Below are 12688 nucleotides of genomic sequence, written 5' to 3' on the forward strand. Positions count from 1 at the left end.
GTGCCGCCGGGCGGTTTGCTAAGCTCGCGCGGTTCCCCGAGGAGTTGCAGGATGAGTGATTCGAACACCAGCGCCGGCAAGGGCAAGCTGCCGCTGCACTGGAAGATGGCGATCGGCTTCGTCGCCGGCCTGCTGCTGGGCCTGGTCGTGCATTACGGCGTCGGCGCCGACACGGCCTGGGTCAAGACCTTCACGACCTACGTGACCCAGCCCGCCGGCACGCTGTTCCTGCGCCTGATCTTCATGCTGGTGATCCCGCTGCTGTTCTCTGCGCTGGTCATCGGCGTCGCCGAGATGGGCGACGTGCGCGCGCTGGGCCGCATTGGCTGGCGCACCCTGGGCTATACGGTCGTCGTCTCCGGCATCGCGGTCATCCTCGGACTGCTGCTGGTCAACTGGCTGCAACCTGGCGCAGGTGTCGACCCGGTGCGCGCGCAGCAGTTGCTCAGCGAAGGCTCCGAGCGCGCCAGCGCCATCGTCGGCAGCACCCACGTCCAGCCCAAGGGCCTGGACATGCTCATGGCGATCGTTCCCGACAACATCGTCAAGGCCGCCGCCGACAACACCATCCTGGCGGTGATGTTCTTCGCGCTGATGCTCGGCATCGGCCTGGTGCTGACCCGCACCAAGGCCACCGAGACCCTGCAGCGCGCCATCGAAGGCCTGTTCGAGGTGTCGATGACGCTGATCGGCATGGTCATCAAGCTGGCGCCGTACGCGGTCTTCTGCTTCATGTTCAACCTGGCGGTGCTGTTCGGCTGGGAGCTGCTCGGCAGCCTCGGCGCCTACGTCGGCGTGGTCGTGCTGGCGCTGGCGCTGCACATGTTCGTGGTCTATTCGCTGGTGCTGAAGTTCGCCGGCGGCTACTCGCCCAGGAAGTTCTTCAAGGGCGTGCAGGAAGCGATGGTGATGGCGTTCTCCACCGCCTCGTCCAACGCCACCCTGCCCACCGCCTTGCGCGTGGCCGACGAGCAGCTGGGCCTGCCGCGCCGGGTGTCGCGCTTCGTGCTGACGGTGGGTGCCACCGCCAACCAGAACGGCACGGCGCTGTTCGAGGGCGTCACGGTGCTGTTTCTGGCGCAGTTCTTCGGGGTCGAGTTGACCCTGGTGCAGCAGGCCACGGTGATGTTCGTCTGCATCCTGGGCGGCATCGGCACCGCCGGCGTGCCGGCCGGCTCGCTGCCGGTGGTGGCGCTGATCTGCGGCATGGTCGGCGTGCCGCCGGAGGGCATCGGCCTGATCCTGGGCGTCGACCGCTTCCTCGACATGTGCCGGACCACGCTGAATGTCACCGGCGACCTGATGCTCGCCACCGTCGTCTCGCGCGGCGAGCCGGCGGAAGTGCCGGCCGAGCCGGCCACGGCCTGAGGTCCGCGACCGGGGCGGGCCGCGGCCCGTCCCTGGTCACTCCGCCCCCGGCCGCGAGCCGGGGCGACAGGGCGGCGCGGCAATGGGACAATGGCCAGCCCGTCCGGCCCGGCTTCAACCGCCAGGTCTCGCGCATGGGCCCCTCCCCGCAGCCGAAGACCCGCCCCGACGCCATGACGACGCCCAGCCGCCGCGAACTAGCCAACGCCATCCGCTTCCTTGCCATCGACGCCGTCCAGGCCGCCAACTCCGGCCACCCCGGCATGCCGATGGGCATGGCCGACATCGCCGAAGTGCTGTGGAACGATTACCTCAGCCATAACCCGAGCAACCCGAACTGGTTCAACCGCGACCGCTTCGTGCTGTCCAACGGCCACGGTTCGATGCTGCAGTACGCGCTGCTGCACCTGTCGGGTTACGACCTGTCGATCGACGAGCTGAAGAATTTCCGCCAGCTCAACTCCAAGACCCCGGGCCATCCGGAAAACTTCATGACGCCGGGCATCGAGACCACCACCGGTCCGCTCGGCCAGGGCTTCGCCAATGCCGTCGGCATGGCGCTCGCCGAGAAGCTGCTGGCACAGCGCTTCAACAAGCCCGATCACAAGATCGTCGACAACCGCACCTGGGTGTTCATGGGTGACGGCTGCCTGATGGAAGGCATCTCGCACGAGGCCGCATCGCTGGCCGGTACTTGGGGCCTGCACAAGCTGGTCGCGTTCTGGGACGACAACAAGATCTCGATCGACGGCAACACCGATGGCTGGTTCACCGACAACACGCCGGCGCGCTTCGAGGCGTACGGCTGGAACGTCGTGCGTGGCGTCAACGGCCAGGATGCCGCGGAGATCAAGACCGCCATCGAGACCGCGCTGAAGTCGACCGACAAGCCGACGCTGATCTGCTGCCGCACCACCATTGGTTACGGTTCGCCCGCCAAGGCTGGCAAGGAATCGTCGCACGGTGCGCCGCTGGGCAAGGACGAAGTCGCCGCCACGCGCCAGGCGCTGGGCTGGGAGTACGGTCCGTTCGAAATTCCCGAAGCGATCTACGACGGCTGGCGCGTGCGCAGCACCGGCGGGCAGCGCGAGTCGGAGTGGAACCAGTTGTTCGCCGCCTACAAGAGCCAGTACCCGGAACTGGCCGCCGAGCTGACCCGTCGCGCCAGCGGCGCGCTGCCGGAGGGCTTCGTCGAGGCCGCCGATGCCTACATCGCCAAGCTCCAGGCCGAAGGCCCGGTGATCGCTTCGCGCAAGGCTTCGCAGATGGCGATCGAGACGTTCGCGCCGTTGCTGCCGGAACTGATCGGCGGTTCGGCCGACCTGGCGCATTCCAACCTGACCCTGTGGAAGGGCAGCAAGTCGGTCGCCACCGACGATCCCAACGCCAACTACATCTATTACGGTGTGCGCGAGTTCGCGATGACCGCGATCAGCAATGGCCTGGGTCTGCACGAGTGCTTCATTCCGTACGACGCCACCTTCCTGGTGTTCAGCGATTACGCGCGCAATGCGGTGCGCATGAGCGCGCTGATGGGCGCGCACGCCATTCACGTCTACACCCATGACTCCATTGGCCTGGGCGAGGACGGTCCGACCCACCAGCCGATCGAGCACATGGCGTCGCTGCGCTACATCCCGCACAACGATCTGTGGCGTCCGTGCGATGCGGTCGAGTCGGCGGCTTGCTGGAAGGCGGCGATCCTGCGCAGCGATGGTCCGAGCTGCCTGGTCTTCTCGCGCCAGAACCTGGCCCACCAGCAGCGCAACGAGCAGCAGGTGGCCGACATCGCGCGCGGTGGTTACGTGCTCAAGGATTCCAATGGCGCGCCGGAAATCATCCTGATCGCGACCGGTTCGGAAGTGGGCCTGGCGATGGATGCGGCGGCGCAGCTCGGCGACAAGGTGCGCGTGGTGTCGATGCCGTCGACCAACGTGTTCGATCGCCAGGACGATGAGTACCGCGAGTCGGTGCTGCCGCGCGATTGCCGCAAGCGCGTGGCGATCGAGGCCGGCGTGACGGGCTTCTGGCACAAGTACGTGGGCCTGGACGGTGCGGTGATCGGCATCGACGATTTCGGTGCGTCGGCTCCGGCGGAAAAGCTGTTCCCGGAGTTTGGCTTCACGGTGGAGAAGGTGGTCGAGGCGGCTCGCGCGCTGGGTTGACCTTTCGCTGCGTGTAGCGTGTGTTGAAAAGAAGCGGCTTCGGCCGCTTCTTTTTTAGGCTTCCGAATGGCGTCGTCCGCCGGGCCGGGGATTGCTCCGCCCCTTCGCCGGACATCCTGTCCGGAGGCGGGGCGTGGGCCATCCATGGCCCACTGCTGCGCAATCCCCGTCCCGGCGGACGACGCTCCGGCATTTCGTTGCGCTGTCGTCGGTGATGCCGCAAAAACCCTGCAACCCGTCATCCCCGCGAAGGCCGGGACCCAGCGACGTTGTTCCTCTGCCCGTCATCCACGCGAAGGCGGGGACCCAGCGTCGTTGCCTCTTGCCCGTCATCCCCGCGAAGGCGGGGATCCAAGGACGTCGCTCTACCAGCCCTCAAAACTCGCTCGCGGCTTCCATCAGCGCGAGATTCAACAGGCGCGCCTCCATCCGCTCGCCGAAGCTGGAAGGCGCGGCCAGGCCCATGCGCTGCAGTGCTTCGTGGTCGGTCTCGCGGGCCGGAAGTGCGTGCAAGATTGTGCGCAGTTTTCCCGAGCGCGTCGCCGTGTTCGCCTTGAGCCAACCCAGTGCTTTCACCAGCCGCTGTTCGACCTCGGTGAAGTCACTGCCCAGCGGATAATCGGGCAGGTTGCCGTTGCGGCGATACGGTTGCAGCTTCTCCTGCAACGATTGCGCGGTGTTGCCGGCAGCACGTACTGGCAGGACGAAATCACGACGCAACTTGCCTGCGTTGCGTGCCGTATCCAGCAGCGGTTGCTGGAAGCGCGCGTCGCAAATCGCCGCCATCGCCATGATGCAGTCTTCGTCGCTTCGGCCACGCACGTCGGCGATGCCGTACTCGCTGATGTAGATGTCGCGCAGATGTCGCGGGATCGTGGTGTGGCCGTAGTTCCAGACGATGTTGGACGTGGTCGCGCCGCCGGACTCGCGGCTGGCGCGCAGCAGCAGCACCGAGCGTGCGTCGGGCAGTGCGTGCGCCATCGCCACGAAGTTGTACTGGCCGCCGACGCCGGAGACGACGCGGCCGTCCTCGAGTGCATCCGACACCGCCGCGCCCAGCGCGGTCGCCATCATGCAGGTGTTGAAGAAGCGGGCATCGCGACGTTGCAGGCGCTCCAGTACTTCGTCGCCGCCGTAGAGTTCATTGACCTCGCCGACGCGCTTCATGCCGATTCCGCGACGCTCCTCGTCGCTGAGATCGCGCAGCCACTGGTAGAAATCAGGTGAGCCGAGATAGAAGGCACCGTGCAGGAACTCGCCTTCGTGCTGCAGTCGCGCCAGGTCGTCCGCGCTGGCCTGGCCGTCGGCGATGCGTTGCATCAAGCCGCGATCGTCGACGACCTTGCGCGACAGCACGCCGACCTCCACCAGCCGGCGGAAGCCCTCGTTGATCATCTCGCTGCAGCCGTACAGGCCCTGCGCGAATGGGGCCAGCGTGGGGTCCTCGGCCTGCGTCGAACCAAGAGCACGCAGCACCGAGCGATAGGCGGCGTTTTCGGTATGGCGCAGCACCAGGGCGTGGCACAACGCATCGGCCAGTGCGCCGATTCCGATCTGCAGCGTGCCGCCGTCGCGCACCAGGGTGCTGGCGTGGAAGCCGATTGCGTAGTCGACATCGCTGACCGGCTGGCGCGGCAGCCCGAACAGCTTTGGATAGGGACCGGGTGGTTGCACGATCGCGTCGAAGTAGCCGGCATCGACTTCCGCGCTGCCGCCAAGCCAGGGCAGTTCCGGGTCGACCTCGGCGATCAGCAGCGGGCGCGGAAGGCCGCGCGCAGCGATCGCGTCAACTGCATCGAAGGTGAGGTCGGTGTTGCACGACAACGACACCCGGCTGCCATCCGCCGAACGCGCCACCTTCTGCACTATGGCGTTGACGCCGCGGTCGGCGAGGGCGCGCGCGACGTGGGTGTAGTTGAGGCTGGCGTAGCGCCGCTGCACCTGCGTCGAGCCAAGCATCGCACCGGACTGCAGGTAGAACTCCTCGACTTCGATGTGCGCCGGCAAGGCGTCACGCTTGGCCGCCTGCACGTAGGCCAGGCGCGGGAAATCGTCGCCGAAATGGCGTTGCGCGAACGGCTTGATGAAGCGGGCTTCCAGGCCCCTGCCGCCGCCGGGCGGGTCCAGCGACAGCGCGGTGTACAGATGCAGGGGGCGCGAGGGATCCTTTTCGACGCGCGCATACAGCGCGTTGAGCAGGCGATGCGGCTTGCCCAGTCCCAACGGCGCGCCGACATGCAGCGGCCCATGGCGGACGGTAAGCAGGAACTCGACGGCGGCGTCGAGCGAGTCGAACAGCGTGGGGGCGGGTCGTTCGTTCATGGCGACAGCCTAAGCGCTGCGCGTGTAGGCATTGCCAAGAGTAAGCCTCATCTGCGCACCGCCAGACGGGCCAGCTGCGAGCCTGCCAGCAGCGCGACGACGAACACAACCGCCTCCAGCGTGCCGTGCGCGAGGTTGGCGAGGGCAGGGCCGGGGCAGTAACCCGCGATGCCCCAGCCGACGCCGAACAGGGCGCTGCCGAGCAGCAGCCGGCGGTCGATCGTCGGAGACGGTAGCGCCGGCAATGGATCGCCCGAAAGCGTGCGGCCTCGCGACCGCACCCAGGCGAAACCCGGCAACGCCACTGCCAGTGCGCCGCCCATGACCAGCGCCAGGGAAGGGTCCCAGGTGCCTGTCACGTCGAGGAAGTTGAGCACCTTGTCCGGATCGGTCATGCCCGACACTGCCAGGCCCAGGCCGAACAGCGCGCCTGCAACCGCACCATGCACGATCGGCTTCATGCGACACCTCCGATCACATGACGCACGACATACGTCGTGGCGAATCCGGTTCCCATGAACACCAGCACGGCGAGCAGCGAGCGTTTCGACAGCCGCGCCAGTCCGCAGATACCGTGGCCGCTGGTGCAGCCGTTGCCAAGTCGCGTACCAAAGCCCACCAGCAGGCCTCCGACGATCAGCCAGGGCAACGGGAAGCCATTGCGACCGGGCGCGTCGGACCAGGCGAACCACGCGCCTGCGGCGATCACCAGCCCGACCAGGAATGCGACGCGCCAGCCGCGTCCGGCGTCGCCATCGACCGTGCTGTTGAGGATGCCGCTGATGCCGGCGATGCGGCCGAGCGATAGCAGCAGCCAGGTCGCGGCCAGCCCGATCAGGGCGCCGCCGATCAGCGCAGTAACAGGAGTGAACGCGGTGGGCATCAGATCTGGTCGAGTGGAATCTTGAGATAGCGCACGCCGTTGTCTTCCGGCGGCGGCAACGCGCCGGCGCGGATGTTGGCCTGTACCGCGGGCAGGATCAGTGCCGGCATTGCCAGCGTCGCATCGCGCGCCTCGCGCAGCGCGACGAATGCATCTTCCTGCGTGCCCTCGCGCACATGGATGTTGTCGCGCTTCTGCGCACCGATCGTGGTTTCGCAGGCCACTTCGCGGCCACCGGGGCCGTAGTCGTGGCAGACGAAGACACGCGTGTCGTCGGGCAAGGTGTGGAACAGGTGCCGTATCGAGCGGAACAGCGTGCGCGCATCTCCGCCGGGGAAATCGCAGCGTGCCGTCCCGGCATCGGGCATGAACAGCGAGTCGCCGGTGAACAGCGCATCGCCGATCAGGTAGGCACTGCTGTCGCAGGTGTGGCCGGGCACGGCGGTCACGCGTGCCTCGAGCGCGCCGATCCGGAACAGTTCGCCGTCTTCGAACAGATGGTCGAACTGCGAACCATCGACCGGGAAGTGCTCGCCGAGATTGAAGATCGGACGAAAGGTCTTCTGCACCGTGCGGATGCCTTCACCGATCGCCAGCCTGGCCTGCGGCCACTGCGACCTGAGCCAGTGGCCGCCGCTGAGGTGGTCGGCGTGCGCATGCGTTTCCAGGATCCACTGCACCTGCAGGCCACGATCGCGCACGTAGTCGACTAGCTGCTGCGCGGAGGTCGTCGAGGTGCGCCCGGCCTTGGCATCGAAATCCAGCACCGCGTCGATCACCGCCGCGGCCTGCCCGGCGGGTTCGTGCACGACGTAGCTCCAGGTGTTGCTGTCGGCGTGGAAGAACGGCTGGACGTGGGGTTTCATCGTCTTGTCCGTGGAGGAACCGTGCCGGCAGTCTAGGCCGGTCCGGTCCCTAGCGTCGGGCCAGCGCTGCGTTGAGGGTCGCCGCGAGCTCGGCGCCGGCAAGGCGCAACTGCGCCTCGGCCACGGGGCGCCATGCCTGCAGGTAGTCCGGGCCGATCTTCGCGCGGGCCGGATAGAAACCCGGGCGCCGGACGACTGCACAGGACGCCTCGGCCCAGGCCACGGACTGCGGCGGCAGCGGCTTGCCGGGCGTCAGCGCCGGTGCCGGCAGGGCACGCAGTCGCGCCAGGTAGGCCGGCTCGTCGAGGCCGGTGTTCTTGAGCATGCCGCTGTCCCACAGCGAATGCAGGTTGCTGCCCCGGTCGTCGAGGTTCACCTGAAAATCGTTGCCGCCCTTGTCGTGGCCGTAGCCTGCATGCAGCGGCTGGTGGACGTCGCCAACGAAGTGGACGACGAACTTCAGTGCCTGCAGGCGTTCCGCCTTCGGCCGCTTCGTGTCGGCGAGGATCGCGGTCTGCACGCGAATCGCCTCGACCACGCAGTCGCCATTGCGGCAATGGCGCGTCTGCTCGTAGACGCAGCCGTCCTCGGCGATGTTCACGTAGTGCCACTTGCTGGTGCGCTTGCCCAGGTCGGGATCGTTCTCGCGCAGGTCGTCGGCCCAGCTGGCGATGCCGGCCAGGGTCGGCTCGGGTTCGCCTTCGAGCAGTTGCACGGCAGCCGCGCGGGCTGCCGGGGTCATTCCGTCCCAGGCCAGCGACGCCACGAGGCGATGGCCGAGCCGGCCCCACGCGGCAGCGGGGGCGGGCAGGAGGCTGAGGACAAGCAGGAAGGCGGTGAGGGCTCTGATCATGGCGCGCACTTTAGCCGACCTTCGATGACAGGCCTTTGCGTCTCGCGGTGTTCCCTGCGGAACTCGGCCCCGCGATCAGAACTTCATGACGTACGCCGCGCCATAGACGATCGGATCGATCGAGACCGTGCCCAGCCTGGCGCCATCGAGCGCGACGTCGCTGTCGATGTCGATCCAGCGCGCATCGATGCGGATCGCGCCGCGTTGCCCGGCCGCGAAGTCGACGCCGGCATGCGCCGCCAGGCCCCAGGAGTCATCGAGCTTGAGCTTGCTGCCGGCCAGCGCGCCTGTGGTGTCCTCGCTGAGGAACGCGGTGTAGTTGATGCCCACGCCGACGAACGGCGAGATCCGGCCCTGGCCGTTGAAGTGGTACTGCAGCGAGACGGTTGGCGGCAGCTGTCTGGTGCTGCCGACGCGGCCCAGGCCGGCGATGTTGATGTCGTGCTCGAACGGCCAGGCCGCGAGTACTTCCACGCCGAGGTTGTCGCGCACGAAGTATTCGAAGGTCAGGCTTGGCTTGACGTCGCGGTCGACGTCGACGTCGAGGGTTCCACCGGCCAGGCGGCCGTTGTCGGACTTGGGGTCTACGGTGTGAATGCCGATGCCCAGGGACCAGTCGCCGGCGGTCTGGGCCAGGGCGGGCAGCGTGGCGGTGCCCAGGATCAGCGCGGCGGCGCAGGAAAGAAGCGGCTTTTGCATGGTTGAGGAGCCTCGTTGTGGGAGGGCTCCAGTGTCTGCAGGGGGCCGCGGACGCGCTTGATTCGGATCAAGCGGCCGTTTTTCGGGTCGCCCGGGGCTGGTGCTCCTGAATCCTGCGTGCCCTCTGACCCCGGGCCCGCGGATGGGCCTGTTAGAATGGGGGTTCCCCGTCCATCCGCCGCGCCGGGCGCGGCTGCAGGAGTTTTCCAGCTATGACCATCAAGGTTGGTATCAACGGCTTCGGCCGCATCGGGCGCAACGTGCTGCGCTCGGCCGTGCAGAATTTCAATGGCGAGATCGAGATCGTCGCCATCAATGACCTGCTGGAGCCGGACTACCTGGCCTACATGCTCAGCTACGACTCCGTCCATGGCCGCTTCAAGGGCGAGGTGAAGGTCGAGGGCAACACGCTGCTGGTCAATGGCAAGAAGATCCGCCTGACCCAGGAGCGCGATCCGGCCAACCTGAAGTGGGACGAAGTCGGCGCCGATGTCGTCATCGAGTCGACCGGCCTGTTCCTCGACAAGGCCACCGCGCAGAAGCATCTCGATGCCGGCGCGAAGAAGGTCGTGCTGTCGGCGCCGTCGAAGGACGACACGCCGATGTTCGTCTACGGCGTGAACCACACCAAGTACAACGGTGAGGCGATCGTTTCCAACGCTTCGTGCACCACCAACTGCCTGGCGCCGATCGCCAAGGTCGTCAACGACAAGTGGGGCATCAAGCGCGGCCTGATGACCACGGTGCACGCTGCCACCGCCACGCAGAAGACTGTCGACGGTCCGTCCAACAAGGACTGGCGCGGTGGCCGCGGCATCCTGGAGAACATCATCCCGTCCAGCACCGGCGCGGCCAAGGCCGTCGGCGTGGTGATCCCGGAGCTCAACAAGAAGCTCACCGGCATGGCGTTCCGCGTGCCGACCTCGGACGTGTCGGTGGTCGACCTGACCGTCGAGCTGGAAAAGCCGGCGACCTATGCCGAGATCTGCGCGGAAATGAAGGCGCAGTCGGAAGGCGCGCTCAAGGGCATCCTGGGCTACACCGAGGACAAGGTCGTGGCGACCGATTTCCGAGGCGACGTGCGTACCTCGATCTTCGACGCCGAAGCCGGCATCGCGCTCGACGGCACCTTCGTCAAGCTGGTCAGCTGGTACGACAACGAGTGGGGCTACTCGAACAAGTGCCTCGAGATGGTCAAGGTTGTCGCTGCCAAGTAAGGCGCGCGCTTCTGCATTACAGACAAGGCCGGCACATTGCCGGCCTTTGTCTTTTGGGCCTTTGTCTTTTGGGCCTTCGTCTGCGGAGTGGCGTCGTCCGCCGGGCCGGGGATTGCTCCGCCCCTTCGCCGGACATCCTGTCCGGAGGCGGGGCGTGGGCCATCCATGGCCCACTGCTGCGCAATCCCCGACCCGGCGGACGACGCTTCGGCAATTGGCTGCATGGTCTTCGATGACGCCCATCAATCCGTCATCCCCGCGAAGGCGGGGACCCATGGACGTTGTTCCCCCGCATTGGCCACCTTGATTTCAAGGCCGAAAACCCCCAGTTGAAGAGCCATGAGCCACGCCCAACCGCTCGACGAGCAGCAACTCGCAACCCTCGTAGACCGCTTCTACGAGCAGGTCCGAGTCCATCCGGAACTCGGCCCCGTCTTCAACGCCGCCATCGATGACTGGCCCGAGCACAAGCGGTTGCTGACGTCGTTCTGGTCGTCGGTGTTGCTCGGCACCCGCAGCTATCGCGGCCAGCCCATGGCCGCGCACCGGCCGCACCCGATCCGCCCAGAGCATTTCGATCAGTGGCTGGCGCTGTGGCAGAAGACCGCGGACTCACTGCTTGCACCGGAGCATGCGGCGCTGGCCCGCGAACACGCCGAGAAGATTGGCTACAGCCTTCGCTACGGCCTCGGCCTGCAGGAGCGCAAGGGCGCACTGCCACTCGGCGTACCCATTGCCGGAAGCACCTAACCGAACTTCTGCATCTTCGGCCACGCCTGCGGCCACGGAATGCGCAGGTCGCGGCAGATGAAGATGTCGGGGTGTTCTTCCGTTTCCTCGTTGGGCACGTTGTAGCGATTGCGGACCCGGCCGGCGAACTCGCAATGGGCCGGCGCATCGGAGATGCCTTCGGGCGAATCGCCAAGCACGATCACTGTCTGCGGCGGCGTCGCGCCATAGCCCTTGTACCAGTACGAATTGACCGGGCTGATCGCCGTCGGCAGTCCCAGCTTCGGCCCGTACAGATTGATCGCCCCCGCCTCGCCGTAGTTGTTGGTGAACACCGCGGTGTGCGCGCGCTCGGCCGGGGGCAGTGCGTGGTAGATGCGTGCGACTTCCTCCACCAGCTCCGGCCAGCCGATCTGCTCGGCGAAGTTGTCATGCGCGGCGCGGCTGATGCGCCAGCCGGTCGAGTTGACCGGGGCAAACTGCAGGCCGATCAGTCCGCTGCCTATCGCCATCACCGTCACCCACACGGTCAGCAGGGCTGTGCCGGTGAGCGCGTAGCCGGCGCGCAGCGGACCCTGCCGGTGCAGGAACTGTTCGATCGCGACGCAACCGGCCGCGAGCAGCATCGGGTAGGCACCGGCCAGGTAGTAGGAGCGGCCCTGGGCCAGAACGAACAGCAGCAGCGCTACCAGGTACATCCACGCCACGACCGCGTAGCGCCGGCCCGCCTTGGCCAACGTCAGCCACACCAGGCCGGCAAACCAGACCGGCAACGCCATCAGGCCGGCGTTGCCGTACAACTGCTCGACGAGGAAGTCGCGCGTGCGACCGATGCGCACGTCACGCGCATGGATGAACTGCAGGAAATCCAGCGATATGAAGTCGTGCCGCCATTGCCACAGGGCATTGGGCAGGAACAGCAGCAGCGACAGCGCAACTCCGAGCCACAGCCAGCGGCTGCGCAGGTGCGCGCGCAGCGGCGTCGCCAGGGTCGCAACCACTATGCCTGCGACGCAGAACACGATGGTGTACTTGGTCAGCATGCCCAGGCCGATGACCGTGCCGATCGCCAGCCACCAGCGCGAGTCGCCGCTGTTGACCAGCCGCAGTACCAGCCAGGCCAGCAGCACCCACCACAGGTAGTCGAAGCTGACGTACTGCATCAGCCCGCCGGCCACCATCGAGAACGGTGCCAGGGCGGTGAACAGCGCGGCGACTATCTGCGTGGCACGGGTGCCGCCCATCTCGCGCGCGATCAGGCCGGCGAGCACGGCGGCGATGCTCTGCGCGAGCGCCGCGAATACCCGGAAGCCGCTGAGCGAATCACCGAACAGTTCCAGCGAGGTCCGCGCCAGCGCCGGCGTCAGCGGCGGGTAAGCGACGTAGCCCCAGGCAAGACTGCGCGCATCGTCGAGCAGCGCCAGTTCGTCGCGATGGAAGCCGTAATGCTGGTTGCTGAAAAGCCGTAGGACGAACAGCGCGATTGCGATCACGGCGAGCCAGACGACATGGCTGCGGGGCAGGCGCATTGGCATGGCAGCGGCGATTCCCGTTCCGGATGTCGGCTATTTAGTCCTGCGTTTGGC

At 66.9% G+C, this 12688-nt stretch carries 11 protein-coding genes; 4 read left to right on the forward strand and 7 right to left on the reverse strand.

Features of this window, described 5'->3' with window-relative positions; genetic code table 11:
* The first annotated feature begins 51 nt into the window (after positions 1-51).
* Complete coding sequence (locus AC3A3Q_RS12810; protein ID WP_200604120.1) at positions 52-1368, forward strand: dicarboxylate/amino acid:cation symporter; 1317 nt, start codon at positions 52-54, stop codon at positions 1366-1368.
* A gap of 173 nt (positions 1369-1541) precedes the next feature.
* On the forward strand, positions 1542-3533 hold the full coding sequence (gene tkt / locus AC3A3Q_RS12815) for a transketolase (protein ID WP_487586727.1): 1992 nt from the start codon (positions 1542-1544) through the stop codon (positions 3531-3533).
* A 375-nt stretch (positions 3534-3908) separates the two neighbouring features.
* On the opposite strand, the gene AC3A3Q_RS12820 is transcribed toward tkt, so the two are convergent.
* The 6 genes from AC3A3Q_RS12820 to AC3A3Q_RS12845 form a co-directional block, all read right to left on the reverse strand.
* Positions 3909-5855, reverse strand: a complete 1947-nt coding sequence (locus tag AC3A3Q_RS12820; RefSeq protein ID WP_487586610.1) for an acetyl-CoA hydrolase/transferase C-terminal domain-containing protein — start codon at positions 5853-5855, stop codon at positions 3909-3911.
* A gap of 47 nt (positions 5856-5902) precedes the next feature.
* A complete protein-coding gene (locus AC3A3Q_RS12825) occupies positions 5903-6316 on the reverse strand; it encodes a DUF6691 family protein (RefSeq protein WP_487586611.1) in 414 nt (137 codons plus the stop codon).
* A complete protein-coding gene (locus AC3A3Q_RS12830) occupies positions 6313-6738 on the reverse strand; it encodes a YeeE/YedE family protein (protein ID WP_487586612.1) in 426 nt (141 codons plus the stop codon). The genes AC3A3Q_RS12825 and AC3A3Q_RS12830 overlap by 4 nt, the downstream gene beginning before the upstream one ends.
* Positions 6738-7604, reverse strand: a complete 867-nt coding sequence (locus AC3A3Q_RS12835; RefSeq protein ID WP_487586613.1) for an MBL fold metallo-hydrolase — start codon at positions 7602-7604, stop codon at positions 6738-6740. Before AC3A3Q_RS12835 ends, AC3A3Q_RS12830 begins: the two co-directional genes overlap by 1 nt.
* A 49-nt stretch (positions 7605-7653) precedes the next feature.
* Entirely contained in the window at positions 7654-8457 is an 804-nt protein-coding gene (locus AC3A3Q_RS12840) for a S1/P1 nuclease (RefSeq protein ID WP_487586614.1), read from the reverse strand.
* Positions 8458-8532: 75 nt separating this feature from the next.
* On the reverse strand, positions 8533-9156 hold the full coding sequence (locus AC3A3Q_RS12845) for an OmpW/AlkL family protein (RefSeq protein WP_487586615.1): 624 nt from the start codon (positions 9154-9156) through the stop codon (positions 8533-8535).
* 212 nt (positions 9157-9368) lie between these two features.
* Here AC3A3Q_RS12845 and gap point away from each other — a divergent pair, with 212 nt between their 5' ends.
* Positions 9369-10373, forward strand: a complete 1005-nt coding sequence (gene gap, locus AC3A3Q_RS12850) for a type I glyceraldehyde-3-phosphate dehydrogenase (protein WP_487586616.1) — start codon at positions 9369-9371, stop codon at positions 10371-10373.
* Between the two features lie 339 nt (positions 10374-10712).
* A complete protein-coding gene (locus AC3A3Q_RS12855) occupies positions 10713-11123 on the forward strand; it encodes a group III truncated hemoglobin (RefSeq protein WP_487586617.1) in 411 nt (136 codons plus the stop codon).
* Here the strand turns inward: AC3A3Q_RS12855 and AC3A3Q_RS12860 are convergent.
* Entirely contained in the window at positions 11120-12631 is a 1512-nt protein-coding gene (locus AC3A3Q_RS12860) for a glycosyltransferase family 39 protein (protein WP_487586618.1), read from the reverse strand. The genes AC3A3Q_RS12855 and AC3A3Q_RS12860 overlap by 4 nt on opposite strands.
* Positions 12632-12688: the final 57 nt, after the last annotated feature.

The organism is Lysobacter sp. Soil_C_59 (genome assembly GCF_057656415.1).